Source organism: Bacillus sp. DE0042, from assembly GCF_007680225.1.
Classification (GTDB): domain Bacteria; phylum Bacillota; class Bacilli; order Bacillales; family Bacillaceae_G; genus Bacillus_A; species Bacillus_A wiedmannii.
Genome location: NZ_VEJP01000004.1, coordinates 292,446 through 309,702 on the forward strand (window position 1 = coordinate 292,446; position 17,257 = coordinate 309,702).

At 33.0% G+C, this 17,257-nt stretch carries 16 protein-coding genes and 1 pseudogene; 12 read left to right on the top strand and 5 right to left on the bottom strand.

Annotated features, from left to right (window positions below; translation table 11 throughout):
* The first annotated feature begins 106 nt into the window (after positions 1-106).
* The 4 genes from FS802_RS17895 (at position 107) to FS802_RS17910 (ending at position 5,764) form a co-directional block, all read left to right on the top strand.
* Positions 107-1,537: an IS4 family transposase gene (locus FS802_RS17895; RefSeq protein WP_000072035.1), complete on the top strand. Its 1,431-nt coding sequence runs from the start codon at positions 107-109 to the stop codon at positions 1,535-1,537.
* A gap of 837 nt (positions 1,538-2,374) precedes the next feature.
* The gene (locus tag FS802_RS17900) at positions 2,375-3,406 is read left to right on the top strand and encodes an exosporium leader peptide-containing protein (RefSeq protein WP_144525292.1); all 1,032 of its coding nucleotides are present in this window, start codon (positions 2,375-2,377) and stop codon (positions 3,404-3,406) included.
* Between the two features lie 605 nt (positions 3,407-4,011).
* Positions 4,012-5,103 (top strand): tetratricopeptide repeat-containing glycosyltransferase family 2 protein, encoded by a 1,092-nt coding sequence (locus FS802_RS17905; protein ID WP_098654877.1) that lies wholly within the window; start codon positions 4,012-4,014, stop codon positions 5,101-5,103.
* Between the two features lie 466 nt (positions 5,104-5,569).
* Positions 5,570-5,764: a hypothetical protein gene (locus FS802_RS17910; protein WP_098436705.1), complete on the top strand. Its 195-nt coding sequence runs from the start codon at positions 5,570-5,572 to the stop codon at positions 5,762-5,764.
* Between the two features lie 38 nt (positions 5,765-5,802).
* On the opposite strand, the gene FS802_RS17915 is transcribed toward FS802_RS17910, so the two are convergent.
* From FS802_RS17915 to FS802_RS17925, 3 genes are read right to left on the bottom strand one after another with little or no spacing between them, the layout of a single operon-like run.
* On the bottom strand, positions 5,803-6,177 hold the full coding sequence (locus FS802_RS17915; RefSeq protein WP_144525294.1) for a hypothetical protein: 375 nt from the start codon (positions 6,175-6,177) through the stop codon (positions 5,803-5,805).
* 48 nt (positions 6,178-6,225) lie between these two features.
* Positions 6,226-6,567: a YolD-like family protein gene (locus tag FS802_RS17920; RefSeq protein ID WP_144525296.1), complete on the bottom strand. Its 342-nt coding sequence runs from the start codon at positions 6,565-6,567 to the stop codon at positions 6,226-6,228.
* Complete coding sequence (locus tag FS802_RS17925; protein ID WP_098654225.1) at positions 6,564-7,829, bottom strand: Y-family DNA polymerase; 1,266 nt, start codon at positions 7,827-7,829, stop codon at positions 6,564-6,566. The genes FS802_RS17920 and FS802_RS17925 overlap by 4 nt, the downstream gene beginning before the upstream one ends.
* A 692-nt stretch (positions 7,830-8,521) precedes the next feature.
* Here FS802_RS17925 and FS802_RS32085 point away from each other — a divergent pair.
* From FS802_RS32085 to FS802_RS17945, 3 genes are all read left to right on the top strand, one after another.
* On the top strand, positions 8,522-8,719 hold the full coding sequence (locus tag FS802_RS32085) for a hypothetical protein (RefSeq protein WP_002170404.1): 198 nt from the start codon (positions 8,522-8,524) through the stop codon (positions 8,717-8,719).
* A gap of 155 nt (positions 8,720-8,874) precedes the next feature.
* Entirely contained in the window at positions 8,875-9,177 is a 303-nt protein-coding gene (locus FS802_RS17940) for a hypothetical protein (protein WP_000717620.1), read from the top strand.
* A 432-nt stretch (positions 9,178-9,609) separates the two neighbouring features.
* On the top strand, positions 9,610-9,882 hold the full coding sequence (locus FS802_RS17945; protein WP_098654224.1) for an HU family DNA-binding protein: 273 nt from the start codon (positions 9,610-9,612) through the stop codon (positions 9,880-9,882).
* Between the two features lie 265 nt (positions 9,883-10,147).
* Here the strand turns inward: FS802_RS17945 and FS802_RS17950 are convergent, their stop codons facing one another.
* Positions 10,148-11,020, bottom strand: a complete 873-nt coding sequence (locus FS802_RS17950) for a hypothetical protein (RefSeq protein ID WP_098654223.1) — start codon at positions 11,018-11,020, stop codon at positions 10,148-10,150.
* A 499-nt stretch (positions 11,021-11,519) separates the two neighbouring features.
* On the opposite strand from FS802_RS17950, the gene FS802_RS17955 reads away from it, so the two are divergent.
* The 5 genes and pseudogenes from FS802_RS17955 (at position 11,520) to FS802_RS17975 (ending at position 16,020) form a co-directional block, all read left to right on the top strand.
* Complete coding sequence (locus FS802_RS17955; protein WP_098823265.1) at positions 11,520-11,840, top strand: hypothetical protein; 321 nt, start codon at positions 11,520-11,522, stop codon at positions 11,838-11,840.
* Between the two features lie 186 nt (positions 11,841-12,026).
* A complete protein-coding gene (locus FS802_RS17960) occupies positions 12,027-12,461 on the top strand; it encodes a hypothetical protein (protein WP_098823266.1) in 435 nt (144 codons plus the stop codon).
* Positions 12,462-12,930: 469 nt separating this feature from the next.
* Positions 12,931-13,401, top strand: coding sequence for a hypothetical protein (locus tag FS802_RS17965; RefSeq protein ID WP_098654220.1), 471 nt, complete (start codon positions 12,931-12,933; stop codon positions 13,399-13,401).
* Positions 13,402-13,532: 131 nt separating this feature from the next.
* Positions 13,533-14,962, top strand: a pseudogene (locus FS802_RS17970) (IS4 family transposase).
* A 362-nt stretch (positions 14,963-15,324) separates the two neighbouring features.
* On the top strand, positions 15,325-16,020 hold the full coding sequence (locus FS802_RS17975) for a stage II sporulation protein M (protein WP_260989078.1): 696 nt from the start codon (positions 15,325-15,327) through the stop codon (positions 16,018-16,020).
* 341 nt (positions 16,021-16,361) lie between these two features.
* Here FS802_RS17975 and FS802_RS17980 read toward each other — a convergent pair whose 3' ends face one another.
* Positions 16,362-17,204, bottom strand: a complete 843-nt coding sequence (locus FS802_RS17980) for a type II CAAX endopeptidase family protein (protein WP_000357771.1) — start codon at positions 17,202-17,204, stop codon at positions 16,362-16,364.
* Between the last annotated feature and the right edge of the window lie 53 nt (positions 17,205-17,257).

Sequence of the window (17,257 nt, forward strand, 5' to 3'; positions counted from 1 at the left end):
ATGAGGTACGGTCACATTACCATAAAGCTAAGGTTTCACACTATTCATTAAGCAAAAAAGACGTTATTCTTACTGTAGAATTATAGGAAAGGATGGCGTTTTTTGTATGTCTAATTCTGTATCTGACGACTTACAATTATTTGCACAGGAGATAAAGAGTCTTTTATCCCCAAATACCTTACAGAATCTAGCTAGAGATGTTGGATTTGTACAGCGAACAAGTAAGTATCAAGCACAAGAGTTAGTAGCTTTATGCGTATGGCTAAGCCAAAGTGTAGCAAAAACTTCCTTAACCCAGTTATGTAGTTGTTTAGAAGTATCAACAGAAGTACTCATCAGTCCTGAAGGACTAAATCAAAGATTTAACGCCGCAGCCGTCCAGTTTCTACAACAAGTTTTAGCCAAACTTCTAAACCAAAAGTTATCTTCAGCTAAGCTAATTTCTTCTCCATATACTTCTATTTTCAAGCGTATTCGTATCTTAGATTCAACTGCATTTCAACTCCCGGATGTATTTTCATCGGTTTATCCAGGTGCAGGAGGATGCAGCCATACAGCTGGGATAAAAATTCAGCTTGAGTATGATTTGTTAAGCGGACAGTTCCTACATATTCATACAGGTCCAGGTAAACAACATGATCGCACTTACGGCTCTCTGTGTGCCCCAACTGTGGCAGCGAATGATTTATGTATCCGAGATTTAGGTTATTTTCATTTAAAAGACCTTCAATATATACAAGATCAAGAGGCCTACTATATTTCTCGTATCAAGTCGAATACACGTATTTATCAAAAAAATCCTAACCCTGATTATTTTCAAGATGGAAGAATTAAGAAAGGTACAGAGTATATACAGTTAGATATGGAGACGGTAATGAACTCCCTTCAGCCAGGACAAACATGGGAAATAGCTAATGCTTATGTAGGAATGATTGATAAAGTGTCAGCTCGTGTAATTGTCCATCGATTAACAAAACAACAGCAACAAAAACGATTACAAGATCAAGCTGTAAGAGAAAAAAAGAAAGGAATGAAGTATTCTCCTCGTAGTAAACGACTCAGTGGTATCAATGTATATATGACAAACACTTCTACAGATATTGTCCCGATGGGACAGGTACATGACTGGTATTCTTTGCGTTGGCAAATCGAAATTTTATTTAAAACGTGGAAGTCATTCTTTCAAATCCATCATTGTAAAAAGATAAAATCAGAACGATTGGAGTGCCATTTATATGGCCAATTGATTGCCATTCTACTCTGTTCTTCTATCATGTTTCAAATGCGCCAATTGCTCCTCATGAAGAAAAAACGAGAGCTTAGTGAGTATAAAGCCATATATATGATTAAAGACTATTTTCTTCTTCTATTCCAAACTATACAAAAAAACACCCAAGAGCTATCAAAGGTGTTACTCCGCCTGTTCAATCTCCTACAGCAAAACGGGCGGAAATCTCATCGATATGAGAAAAAAACGGTCTTTGATATATTAGGTGTCGTTTACAATTGTACCATGTCTGATAATCAAGCCGCTTAATTCAAAAAAGTGAAACCCGTTAGGGTTTATTTCGTATGCAAATCTTTCAATCACCTACACTTGCCCTTTAGAAAAAGAAACAATCTCGCCTAAAATTGACTTTGCATAAGCTTAGCTTGATAGCGATGGGGTAGCGCCACATCACCATCAAGCTAAGGTTTTGAAGTACCCTCTAAATGAGAACTTTCTTCCTCTACAGTTAGTCATTTTAAGAAATTAGCTCATTTTTTTGTTTTGGTGCTACCCCTATTAAGTTATGGATTTCCATTCCCTCGAAAATTTCATGCTATTGGATATCCAGATAACTACGATAATGCAAGGATTATGTACGGCGTAACAGGAGAACTAGAAGGATAGGGAATGGCCTGGTTGAAATGTTAGGAAATCCATATGGACATGGGGCGGGTGTTGGACTTTGGTTGAATCCTTTTGACAGACGATATCTAGAAGTTTCTATAACTATATAGCAAGATGGTGAAGAAATTGTACTTAGCCCGGTTTTTGATCAAAAAAACGCAGATCTTTTTAATTTAGTGCTTGCTGCTGCTGAAGATCTGAGTCAATGTGGTCCGGGACCGGGAGAATGTAATTAGTATATAAATTCAGCAAATTCTCCAGTAAAAAGTATATTTGTACGGTAGAATTTCCGATTCTATAAAAAATCTCTTTTATGATGAAATAAAATTACAGTATGTCTTTGTTGTTATCATGTTTTCATAATATAAAGTATTTTTTTAGGGCGTCAATTAAACATATAAAAGATGAAGACCTTATTAATGTCGTTTTGTCACCTAACTGCATTTATTAAGATATGATAAATATTTTCGGAGGTGACATATGTCAGAGAAAAATGAGTTTGAATCACATGAGATTCTATACGGATTGGCATTCGATCCGAATTTAATTGGTTCGAAACTTCCATCAATTCCTCCTTTTACATTTCCGACAGGATCGACTGGGTCAACCGGACCAACGGGGTTAATATCTACCAATCGAATTTACGTAACAAATGCTAATAATAACAACGTATCCATGATTAGCGGGGCGACTAATGCCGTGATTAGTACTATTCCAGTAGGGAGTACTACACGGGGAGTAGGAGTCAATCCATCTACTAATCGAATTTATATAACAAATGCTAATAATAACAACGTTTCCGTGATTAGTGGGGTGGCTAATGCTGTGATTGCGACTATTTCGGTGGGGAGTTCTCCAGTTGGAGTAGGAGTCAATCCATCTACTAATCTTATCTACGTAACAAACGCTAATAATGACAACGTTTCCGTAATTGATGGGCTAACAAATAGCGTGATTAAGACTATTTCGGTGGGGGGAGCTCCAGTTGGAGTAGGAGTCAATCCATCTACTAATCTTATCTACGTAACAAATCTTATTAGTGACAACGTTTCCGTGATTAATGGGCTAACAAATAGCGTGATTAAGACTATTCCGGCGGGGATTTCTTCACAAGGGGTGGGAGTTAATCCGTTAATCAATCGAATATATATAACAAATACTGCGAGCGATAACGTTTCTGTGATTGATGGGCTAACAAATAGCGTGATTGCGACTATTCCGGTGGGGAATGCTCCACAGAAAGTAGGAGTCAATCCATCTACTAATCAAATTTATATAGCAAACGGTTATAATAATAACGTTTCCGTGATTAGTGGGGCGACTAATGCTGTAATTGCGACTATTTCGGTGGGGATTAATCCAGTTGGAGTAGGAGTTAATCCATCTACTAACCTTATCTACGTAACAAATCTAAATAGTAACAGCGTTTCTGTGATTGATGGGCTAACAAATAGCGTGATTACGACTATTCCAGTGGGGAATGGTCCATTTGGAGTAGGAGTCAATCCTTAAAGCGAATATAAAACACTAAGAGTGATAATTAAGGTTACTTTCACATCCGAAAACTATGTAAATATTATAAGAAAAGACTCTATTCTGTAGGAGAGTCTTTTTCGTTGTTATAGAAATCGTTTAATCAGGTATGACTCACAACATTAGCTATGCAGCTAGATAGCATACTTGCAATAATTGATTGCATTCGGAATCCATATTTACTTTTAATAGTATAATTTTTCGTTTTGAGGATAATTCAAAAAATTAGCTTGATGGTCATGGATTGTACCAAAAATTAAGCTAATATCTCATGTGAAAAATTACACTTAGCATTTTTTAAGAACAACATAAATAAAAATAAACTAAAATGAGGTGATTTTATGGGAGAAAAAAAGCTACATTTAGGTTGTGACCGGACCATTCTCGAAAACAGGGGCAGAGATATTAGATGATGTGAATAAGTACCGGAATATTGTTCTTGAAATGATAGTTGAACTACGAGGTATAAAACCACAACGAGAACTACTTACAGCCCCACCTATTGAGATTCGTTTAGGTACTACGTTTTAGGTGGGAAATCTAAATTCAAATAAAATAAAGATATCTATAACAGAGGTGCTCAGATGATTACAATTAGTTTATGTATGATTGTAAAAAATGAAGTTGAAACACTTAATAGATGTTTAGAATCAGTTAAAGACATCCCTGATGAGATTATTATTGTAGATACAGGCTCAACAGATCAAACGAAACAAATAGCTAGTAAATGGACGAAACAAATTTTAGATTTTAAATGGATAGATGATTTCTCAGCAGCTCGAAATTATTCTTTCCATCAAGCTTCAATGGACTACATTTTATGGTTAGACGCCGATGATATACTTTTACCAGAAGAACGTAAAAAGCTACTTGATTTAAAACAATCACTCACTCAAAAAATTGATGCGGTTTCCATGATTTATCATGCGGAAATTGATAAATTCAATAATGTTTTAACCAGCATTCGCCGCAATAGATTAGTTAAAAGAAGTAAAAATTTTCAATGGCACGGCGTTGTTCATGAAGAACTAAGTATTCATGAACAGTATAATTCTCTCGAAAGTGGCATCATAGTCACCCATAAAAAAAATTATGCTGATATTGAATCAGATCGAAATCTCAAACTATATGAACAATTTTTGAAAAAAAATAAAGGTAAAATGACAGTTCACGATATATTTCATTATGCCAGAGAATTACATAAACATAAAAGATATAAACAAGCCATTGAATTTTATAACAAGTTCTTAGACTACGAAGATATCCAATTAGAACACAGGCTTTTTGTTATGCATAAATTAGCTAGTTGTTATCATCTAATCGGAAATTTTAAAAAAGAAATAGAAATCACATTTCAGTCTTTGGAATACGATGTTCCTCAACCGGAATTTAGCTGTCGCCTAGGTGAATTCTTTCTTAAGAATAATCAGTTTTATCAAGCTGCCTATTGGTATAATCAAGCTATAGAAGCACCTTCAGCTAATTCTGCTCATTTCATTGAACAACAACCCTTTAAAACTTGGTTACCGCATAAACAATTAGCATTTTGCTACTTTCAACTAAAAGACTATAAACAGACTTATCATCATAATAAAATGGTTCTTCGTTTCTTACCAACTGATGAGGAGACCCTTAATAATATTAAAGTAATTGAAGAGTTAATGATGACTGATTAACAATCGTAGGATGTTTATTCATCTGTAAAGTAAATTTTTTTCGGATGATGTAAACATCCTATAGATTTAATAGTTTCCGTATGTATCACCGTTATGAATAAACGCAATTTCCTCACCGTCTTCAGCTACTTAAGATTCAGATGGATCCTTCAGATTTTATTAAGTTAGATTTGTTGTGCCATAAGTAATCAAGCGAACAATTATTATAATTCCCACAATAGTCGTGAATAGTGCAAGGAAGCTAAGAACTATGAGCAAATTTAAAAAGAATAGATGTATACCATTTCAATATTGTTGCCCTTTACCTGAAATTGTATCATAGGTGCTGCTGTGATCGGGGGGGGGGGACGTCTTGTTTGTTGTTAATGAAAATAGGAAAAGAAGATAGACTAGTAAACAAGCTGTTTTCTATTTTTAAACATAGAATATAATGAATCCTATTTAATATGAGGAGGAAATTATATTCATGAGAGATGATTGTCGTTTTGAGCACTTCAGAGATTGTGATAGATTTTGGAATGATTTAATGTTCTGTAGACGCAGACATAGAGATTTTGATGATCGTCGTTGTAGACGTGATCGTGACTGCGATTGTGATGAATGTCGTCGCAGGCGTAACCGTGATCGTGATTTCGATCGCGATGACCGTCGGGATTGGTAACCCCCTTTGAAAAAGTGCTTTGAGGAAAAGCACTTTTTTTATTTGAGTTCTACATAAAATTTAGTATCGATGATTCCAAAAGCAACTTTACATGGGAACGGATTTTTTCCTGTTGAAGCAACACGCATACAAGAAAGTACCCAATGTTCCAGTTCTGAAGGTAAGCGGTATACTTGAATGCTACCATTATCGTTTTTTACTGATACAATCAGTGTATTTACTCTAGTTGTAGCGAAACCGTCCGTTGTTATCATTGCTGCTGCATCATTATTATGAAAGCCAACGCTTAAAACTTCGTAAATCATTCCAACTTTTTCGTTGATAATCATAGGAATATTTAAATGGGGATAGTTATTTATATTGTTATGAATAACCTTTCTTGCTATATCCTTTCTTATCTGATTCCCTTGCATTTTATACACTCCTTTATAACAATCCAAACGTGATCGCTTAAATCTATTCTATTTTACGTCTATTATATTAGAAAATTGTAGTTTCATTTTATTATAAAAAGCATCGGTACATATGACTGCACTATTTTGCTGGTCAATGCCAACAACAGTCATATAGCTAGAGAGTAAATAACCATCTTCATAATATGTAATTAGTATTTCTTCTTCAGATAATAAGGAACATAACAACATGTTCTCGATCAGTTCTTTTTCTTCAGCGGTTAAGATCGGCCGAGTTACTTTGTTTTTCTCCTTGATGATTTCACGAATACCAGCAAACTGTTCAGGCATTACTGCAAACGGAGTGAATTTTACCATTCCTCTTCCTTTTGGCATATTGGCGTTACTCATGATTTATGTCCTCCTATTAGTGTGTTTCTGTGTCTAGCTGTAGCGCTATGCGTGTAGGAAATCCCTCGTAAAATACTGTTCTTCCCAAACTTTGTGCGTATTTCATCCATTACTTTTGTTAACTTTATTTCTTGTTCTCGTTTCGTGACATTATCAAAAAGAGAAATTTGTTCTTCCCCTTCTTGAATTAGGTTTGTTAAGGATATGTTTATGCTGCGAATGGGTTCGCCAGTATATTGTTGATGTAAAAAGTATGTACAGATATGATAAATATCCATCGTTAAATTTGTTGGGCGGTTTAAAGTATGTGTTTTTCTAATGCCACCGGTATAACTCTTGCTATAACCGACTGAAAAGTGAACGGTTTGAGCAAGTTTATTTTGTCTTCTAAGCCGATAACAAACTTCTTCAATATGTTCCAGTAGAATAATCGGAAATTCTTCTATTGTGTAATCGCGCATGAGTATTTGGCTTTTCCCAACAGAAGTTGTGGCAGGAACATATTTTTCTGAAATGCGACTAAAGTCAATTCCGTAGCTATGTAAGTGTAATTCTTCTCCAATCTTACCAAAGCTGTGTTTTAAGTATTTAAGAGGATAATTGGCTAAATCTCCTATAGAATGTATTCCTTTTCGATTCAACTTTTCTTCCGTTTTGTACGAAATACCCCAAAATTTATTAAGCGGTCGTATGCTCCATAATTTTGTTGGGACATCTTCATATTTCCAATAAGCGATGCCGTTTTTATTCTTCTTTGCTTCAATATCTAAAGCTACTTTGCTCATTAAAGGGTTAGGACCAATCCCTATTGTGCATTCAATCCGTGTTTTTGCATATATTTCACGTTTAAATTTCAATGCGAATTCATAGGGATCGTTAGCAAATAAATGAATACTATCCGTAATATCCATGAAGAACTCATCGATGGAATATTGGTGAAAATCCTCAATAGGAACGTACTGCAAAGCTAGCTTTGTTATGTAATTAGAGCATTTAATGTAAGTACCCATAATTGGATTTACAACAAGAATGTCTTTTCTGCGAGGAATCTCGTATAATCTGGCCATCTTCTTTACTCCCAATGCTTTTAATGGGGGAGTGGCAGCTAGAACGATTGAACCGTTTCTATTTACATCACCGACTACTGCCAATTTTGTATACATAGGATCTAACCCCATTTTGATGCAACTTACAGAAGCGTAAAAGCTACGTAAATCAACACATAAGATGATTCTATTCGGTAAGATAGAATAGTCATACATTGTGATTCCTCCCTAAATAAAGAACGTATGTTCTTATTATATACGAACATGAGTTCTTTTATAAAGAGATTTTGTTAAAAATAATTTTTTACATAAAGAAAAGACACTCTTATACGAGTGTCTTTCAGATATTCTGCTTGTGGGAGCAGCAATTCTAACACCAATAAGCAATAGGAGGGCATAGGTATAAATCCTCTTACTATTGATCAAAGGCATGAAACATAAAAAAGAGACACTATACAGTGTCTTTTTTTGTTGATATTGCTTTAAGGAAAATGTAGTGATTAATCAAAAAATCTTGGATGCTTCTTGGTTAATCTTAGTATAACATTAATTTTAATATTAATATATATAAATATTTTTAATTGTTACTTTTGTTTTATGATCAAAAGAATACCGCCAGTATTTTGAAAAACCTCCACATTAAGATTATGCACGATTTTATACAGTTTTTTGACTGAATCAGTAACAAACAAGAAACCTAAAACCGCACTATAATAGGGATGTATAAAAATTATATAGGTAGCTAGAACACAAAAGGAGTTTCCCTTGTGAGAGTAGGGTTCCACCTTTTTCCTGACTACCAATAATAGGACGTTATGTTAACCTCACATGTATAGAATATACAAGAAAAACACGACACATCACTTTTTGTAAATGGTATAATAAGGAAAAAGCGAGGTGGAAAACTAATGGAAGACTCTATGTTTGCGTTTCGAGTTGTTTTCAATGCACTAACATCATTCTTTTCCAACGGGGTCTGGGTCGTTTTGTTCTTCTTCTTGTTAAATAAAACGTATGAAAACAAAACTTTCAGAACAGCATCGAGTATTATTACTGTTGTTGTCTTAGTATTTTATTTGTTTTATTGCATTCGGAATAGCATGTAATGCCTTTCTTTGAATAAGGTAGGGAAATCCCCCAGTATCCAAGACTAAATTTTACCCATACATCATTTTTTTGATGTAGCTCTTGAAGATAAAAACTATTTAATTTTCAAGGAACAGTTATTAACTTAAAACTTATTATACGAGGAGGGTGTATCATGAAAAAAATATGCTTTGTATTAATTGTCGACGCTGGTATAAATTATGGTTCAATATTTTCTCTACCATTTTTAAGGAATCAGGATGATTTGAAGGGATATTTTTCTAAGTATTATGATGTTTCAATTAATTATATTAGGGATAAAAACTCAGTTGACTATTTGGTAGTTCCCAAACCGTGTCCACCTTTTGATAATGAAAATAATCTTCCAATAATTGAAGTACCAGCAATCTTATTTATGGAAAAGGATTTTGAAAAAATAAAGACTTATATAGACAATTATTTTTCTAATAACTCATAAAGAAAATAAAAGTACAGTAAAAAGAAGTCCGATAAAAAATGAGTGGCGTAGAATATTTCTATTAATCATTCGTTTTTTATTATATTTACATATATTTTTTAAAAGAGGATTATAGACGTTCTGAAAAAGATTAATTATAACAAGAACAGTGTTCGTACCCCAATAAGAGGGGTTTACTTTACTTCCAATAACGAAAATTATGTAAATAAGCTGCCTATATGGGCCATTCCCATCAACTTAAGAATTTTATAACAAACCAGGATGAAGATTCCATGTATTTTTGAAAGAAAACGGCTTATATTTTCGTTTTGGGCTATTTGTTTTTCACAGATTGGTGGTGATGTGGTGCTTTCTTTATACGTTATTAATAATTGCACTAGGAGTATAGGAACGTTATAATAATCCCTAATTACATATAAAGAGGTGCAGAAAATGAATAAAACAGAATTAACAAAAGTAGTTGCGGATAAAGCAGAACTTACGCAAAAAGATGCTGCTACAGCGACACAAGCTGTATTAGACGCTATAACAACAGCTCTTGCAAATGAAGAGAAAGTACAGATTCTTGGATTCGGTACATTTGAAGTACGTGAAAGATCTGCACGAACAGGTCGTAACCCGCAGACAGGTGAAGAAATGCAAATTGCTGCCTCACAGGCACCTGCATTTAAAGCTGGAAAAGAATTGAAAGAGGCAGTGAAATAAGTATACTAAGAGAAAAAGAATCTGATACTCATATCGGATCCTTTTTATTTGTAATACAGCAATTTCTAATTTAAATTGTAAAAGGACAATAAATCTATTAAATTTTTAAAACCAAAAACAAGCATAACCCCGTTCTAATTTTAGGACGGGGTTAAAATATAGTTGTTTCTGTAGTGTTTTAAGAAAAGAATGTACTTTTTAATAGACTACATGCTACTGAATTAAGTCTATACTTCTTTGTGATAATTCAACCTAAAATTCTATTCTATATTTTTTTTGCTGCATAATCACCATAATAGTAAGTATCATATAAATCCTCACTTTTAGGAGTGGCAATTATGGTATATTCACCATTTCCATCGACTTCAAACAAAGCTATATTATTATTATTTTCCGACCCCATATAGTAACGATCAGGGTTTGAATCATCTACTCTCATTTTAATACTGTATATTCCTTTTGTTAATACTCTACTTTTTTGAAAATCCACAATTAGATCTTTGGCTTTTGGAATAGGATGTTTATTTTTATACATGTCAAATTCAAATAGAAAATTCACCACACCTAAATACTTGCCATTACGACTTTCATTTCGGTGGTCACCTGGTATTAATGTAGATAAAAGTTCAGTAGTATCTATCGTTTGAGTCTTTTTAAAATCACTAAGTAGATTTTGGTGATCATTTACATTTATTCCGATGTTGTCGTAAGGAAATATACGAATAGGACCATTTTCTTCTGGGACAGCTTTATTAGGATATTTTACTAACCCATATTTTTTTATGATCTGCTTCATTACTTGAACTACTTCTGGATGTTGCTCAATATATGCACCCTTGAATTGTTCGAGATAGATATCGTCACTATCATCTTTTAATATTTTCAAAGTATCTTTTTCAATCATTAAGAACGGATAAGCACGATATGGCTTTTTTATTTCTACATAAGTTTGATGGCCAATATCTACAAGCCAATCATTACTTGTCTTAATAACAGAAAATTCACCTTGTATTCCATAGTTTGTTTTTAAATATTCTTGTATTGGTTGATTCAGATCATCTTTAGAGAAACATCCACTAAGAATTAGGAGTGGTGTACTTACTAAGATGACTTGAATGAATCTTTTAATACTCTTCATTTTTCACCCTGCATTTCTAAAATTTTATTAATATTATAACATTTTCCATTAAACTAAAATGCCATGTTGATTTAAATACACTTCTTACAATGTTAACGAAACAATTAATAAAATCACTCTATAATCTGGCCCAATTGCTGAATAACATGACCGGCATTTTTACAACAACTCTATTATTTCTGTACAAAAGGAGATTTTATGTGAAGGGTATCGTCAGGTTTGTAGAAATACCCCCGGTTAAGAGTATGCAAATTTTTATGCGGATTTTCGACTAATTCAGTAACAAACGAGAACTCTAAAACCGAGCTAGGATAGGAATGTACAAAAAATACTTAGATCCATAGCACAAAAAAGAAGGTTCTTCTGTGAGAATATGGTTCCCCTTTTCGATGTTACTGATAATGAGACGTTTTGTTAACATCACATGAATACCCTATTTATGCGAATTTGTACAAAATTGTCTTTGCTGATGGTACAATCAAAATCATGGAGGGATATTATGGGGATTTTTTATGTGATACCACTTTTTCTAATATTCGGCACTGCAACATTTTTATTTATCAAGGCTGGTTCACCAAAAATTAAGAATAAAAATATATCATTGATAATGGTTTGTTTAGCGATAAATATACTCATAATTCCAATATCTTGTTTGGTTGGTTCGTTTGTTTCTTATACAAATGAGGCGGCAACAGAATTTACATATAATAATCCATTTTATTTTTGGAAAGGATTTTTCTTTATTCAAATAATACCGCTTTTCTTGCTATTTGTGGCTTTTTTGAAGTTTGTAATAGCAAAGAGAACAAAACAAGTATAGAAACACATAATGAATAGGTGGATGCCTTATTAGAGGAGGGATCCACTTTTTTCTTGCTATCGATAATAATGCGTTATGTTAAATAGAATTGTATAGAGCATTTATTTATTTTTCTTTCAAGGATCAATTCATAATATAATATAGAAAATATTTCTTTGTTTCGTCGATTAAGGAGGGAATTTAATATTGAAACAAGAAAAGATTGATATTTTAGCTGAAACCTTATTATTGGAGGTTATAACACAAAAAGTTGAAATGATAGAGCAGCTTCCCATTATGCTAAAAGGTATTGCCTATTTAGATGATTGGGCAGAAGTCATTTCAAAAACAACAGAATGTGAAATTTTTGAATCAGATGCACCCAGTGTTATGAATAATTTTGCCGTAGGAGAAAAAGTTTTAATAGAGCTAGAGATGCCATGTCTTATATCAACATGGCAGGATAGAGAACAACTTCTGAGAATTACAACTACTGTGAAAGTAAAATGCCTAGTTTCTCATACAGAAGTATTTAATTGGAACAATATGAATAAAAAAGAATTGTTAAATCGCCAAAAAGATGTGCAATTTGTAGAGTTAAACTGTATAAATACTGAATGTGATGATATTCGTGCTTATTGAATTAACTAAAACAATAAATTCCAGTTTTTGTTTTTAGCGTTTTTTACATAAAGGGGTAGCACCCAACCCATCAAGTTAATATTTTGATGTCCCCTAAAACAAAAAATTTATCTCTTCACAGTTAGTTATCTATGAGAATTGAGTTCATTTTTTTGTTTTGGATATTCGCTTTTCTTAGCTTGATGGCAATGTGGCGGTACCCCATCGCTATCAAGCTAAGGTTTTATTATACCCCCAGAACGAAATTTTTAGGCTTTCTTGTAACGAAAAAGCTTATTTATCGTTTTTGGGGTGACCTGTTTTCTTAGGGTGATGACAATGGTCACTCCCCCAAATACTCGAAAAAAATGCCCATTCCACTTAAACAAACTTGAAGATTACCCAAAAAAAGAGTTTAATAAAGATAAGTTTAAATAAACTATCAATTAACTTTTTAGTTGATTAATACATTGGAAAAGAAGGAATAATAATGATGTTTTTTTTGTTAATTATTAATTTGGGTTTTATATTTTTTATTCATTATATAAAGAAATGGGTATTTAAGTATGGAGTAAACCATCCAAGTTCAAACATGCGCTATTTAAACCTTTTACAATTCGTTAAATTTGCTCCATTAATTGCATTACTTGTATTATTCGTACTGGTTTTAACAACTCTGCATACAAAAGCAGGTATTCGGCTATCTCATGCCTGGTATGCTGCACAATTTTGGGCTTATTATACGTTCTTGTTTTGCAGTTATATGATAACTAAGAAAAAAATTTTTCTGTTTTCGATGATTATATCTTTATTAATAGCCATTTATAACACTCCATTATTTCACTTTGAAAACCTATTTATAGGACATTATGTAGTTGTTGCTGATATTTTCGGAACTTTAATGTTTATAAATTTATGGATAGCAATATCAAAAATTTTAGTGGAAATGAAAAATAAGTAATTAATTTTGGTTCCTGTAATTGACTTAACAGAAATGCTATATACCTATCAATCTGAGATTTTGAAGTATCCCCTAAAATGAAAAAATACGCTATTCTTTCTGTAGAATCATAGGAAAGGATGGCGTTTTTTATGTCTGTTTCTGTGTCTGACGAATTACAACTATTTGCTCAAGAGATTCAAAGTTTTTTATCTCCAAATACCTTACGGGATCTTGTTAGAGACGTTGGCTTTGTACAACGAACCAGTAAGTACCAAGCAAAAGATTTAGTCGCTTTATGTGTATGGTTGAGCCAAAATGTAGCTATGACTTCTTTAACTCAGTTATCTAGCTGTTTAGAAGCATCAACAGAAGTACTCATCAGTCCTGAGGGACTGAATCAACGGTTTAATAAGGCTGCCGTCAACTTTTACAACACCTACTAGCCGAACTACTAAGCAAAAAACTGGCCGCATCTATGCCAATTTCTTCTCCATACACTTCTGTTTTCAAGCGTATTCGTATTTTAGATTCAACTGCATTTCAACTCCCGGATGTATTTTCATCGGTTTATCCAGGTGCAGGAGGATGCAGCCATACGGCTGGGATAAAAATTCAACTTGAGTATGATTTGTTAAGTGGACAGTTCCTTCATATTCATACAGGTCCAGGTAAACAACATGATCGCACTTACGGCTCTCTGTGTGCCCCAACTGTGACAGCGAATGATTTATGTATCCGAGATTTAGGTTATTTTCATTTAAAAGACCTTCAATATATACAAGATAAAGAGGCCTACTATATCTCTCGTATCAAGTCGAATACACGTATGTATCAAAAAAATCCTAACCCTGATTATTTTCAAGATGGAAGAATTAAGAAAGGTACAGAGTATATACAGATAGATATGGAGACGGTAATGAACTCCCTTCAACCAGGACAAACATGTGAAATAGCTAATGCTTATGTAGGAATGATTGATAAAGTGCCAGCTCGTGTAATTGTTCATCGATTAACAAAACAACAGCAACAAAAACGATTACAAGATCAAGCTGTAAGAGAAAAAAAGAAAGGAATGAAGTATTCTCCTCGTAGTAAACGACTCAGTGGTATCAATGTATATATGACAAACACCCCTACAGATATTGTCCCGACGGGACAGGTACATGACTGGCATTCTTTGCGTTGGCAAATCGAAATTTTATTTAAAACGTGGAAGTCATTCTTTCACATTCATCATTGTAAAAAGATAAAACGAGAACGATTGGAATGCCATTTATATGGTCAATTGATTGCCATTCTACTCTGTTCTTCTATCATGTTTCAAATGCGCCAATTGCTCCTTATAAAGAAAAAACGAGAGCTTAGTGAGTATAAAGCCATATATATGATTAAAGACTATTTTCTTCTTCTATTCCAAACTATACAAAAAAACACTCAAGAGCTATCAAAGGTGTTACTTCGCCTGTTCAATCTCCTACAGCAAAACGGGAGAAAATCTCATCGATATGAGAAGAAAACAGTCTTTGATATATTAGGTGTCGTTTACAATTGTACCATGTCTGATAATCAAGCCGCTTAATTCAAAAAAGTGAAACCCGTTAGGGTTTATTTCGTATGCAAATCTTTCAATCATCTACACTTGCCCTTTAGAAAAAAGAAACAATCTCGCCTGAAATTGACTTTGCATAAGCTTAGCTTGATAGCGATGGGGTAGCATCACATCGCCATCAAGCTAAGGTTTTGAAGTACCCCCAAAACCAAAATTCACTTTCTCTACAGGTAGTTACTTTGAGAAGTCAGCTCATTTTTTTCGTTTTGGGGGCGCTTATTTTTCTTAAGTTGATGGGGATGGGGTCCCACCACATCGCCATCAAGCTAAGATTTTTAATTACCCCCAGAACGAAAATTTTATGCATTGTTGACTACTGATAATGAGACGTTATGTCAACCGATTATGTATACGATATACAAGAAAATTTTCTTTACTACCGCATTATTAAGATGGTAAAATTTAGAAAAGGGGTGGGAGTTATTTCGAATGTAATTAATAAGGTTGTATTTAAAAGAGCTATTAACTTTTTTATATTAGGGATAACACTAACAGTTATTGCAACCATAATAACTTTTATAATCAATCCAGATCTAAAAGAAATACTGGAAGGAATAGGGAATAGGCTACCAGATCAAGTAAAGGAATCAATAGGTATAGAAAAGGCATGGAAATACATTGTTAATAATGGTTTTATCGTGCCTTTACAAATGTTTATATTAGCCTTGATTCCAATACAATTTTTATATGTTATACATATAATTTTAACTGCTTCACTTCTTGGGGTTTCTTTTGGAATTGCGTTACAAGTTGGTTTTAAAAAAGGTTTAGGGATGATAATTTCATCCATCCCTCATTACCTTGTTGAAATTTTCGCTTTTTGTTTATTTGCGGCTATTCTTTTTGAATTAAATAAATTTATTAGAATCAAATTAAAAAATATATTCAAAAAGGATAAAGAAAGAGTATCTCTTAGTAAAAAGATTTTAGAAGTAATAAAAATTTATGTTGTTTTAACTTTACCTATAATTATCGTTGCTGCATTCTTAGAAACTTACATAACTAATATCATATTTGATTTATTTTAGGAACTTTATATGCTTAATGAAGATTGAGATTTACCTAAACATAATACAAACTGTGCTTATAACTTCCAATAACGATAATTATGGAAATAAGCTGTCCATATGGGCAGCTTATTGTATTTTTTGTTTAGCGTGGTTTGTTTCCGAAATGCTGAAGATACCCCATGCCCATCAACCTAAGAAAACAAATCAACCCCAAAACAAAAAAATCCTTCACATAATATATGAGAGAAAAGGATAGATAAAGGCATTTTAGCCTTATCTATCCTTTTCTGTACTATAAATGATTACGTTTACTACTCAAAAACTTCTATTACTATTTTTTTTACACCATACAAATTTAATTAGGTTGTTGTGTACTTTAAAGGCGGTAAACTATCATATCTTAATAGTTCAGAATGTCTTCTAATAAAAGGAATAATCCACATTAATCCAATTGCTATTAGCACAACAGACATTAAAAGAATGATAGTTAATTCAGGTTGCGCTGAAGGTGTGCTTGTAGTTGTAGACTTTAATGCAGAAAAGATATCTCTTGAAGCTACAATTATATTATTAACCATGTGAGCTACTATAGAAGGGAATAAACTTTTCGTTTTCAAGTACATTAAACAAGAAATAATCCCAAATATTGTGGTTCCAAATACATTGTTTAGATGTAAAACACCGAAGCAGATGGAAGAGAATATAACTGCTTTTTTTATTCCGAATTTATATGTAAAACGACTAAGAATAAAGCCTCTAAACAAAATTTCTTCACAGATAGGAGCGACGAAAGAAAGAGTTATAGCTTTCATTAAAACAAACCATATGCTTTGTGTTTTAACTATTTCGTTTGTACCCTCTAGTGAAGTGCTCTTGGGTATTAATGAGAATACCATTACGATTAGCAATAACATACCTAACCCGAAAATCATAGTCATAATTGCTGATGCAAAAATTTTTCTGAAAGAAAAGGAAGATGGTTTTGACAAGTAAGTTTTAAACGAGATATTATATCTTTTAAATTTAAAGCCAATCCAAAACATAGGAATAGCATAAATTGAAATAATAAGAGCAATATTCAACTGTACATCTTTAGGAATTTCTGTGAATAATAAAGGTAAAATAAACATCATTATTACAAAAGAGATAATGGCCCACATTAAAATGAACCTGGTTTTCATATGTTCAAAAATTTTATCCATTAATAGCCTCCTGTAGTTTTATGTATAGTATTCTATATTTTATTATATCATTT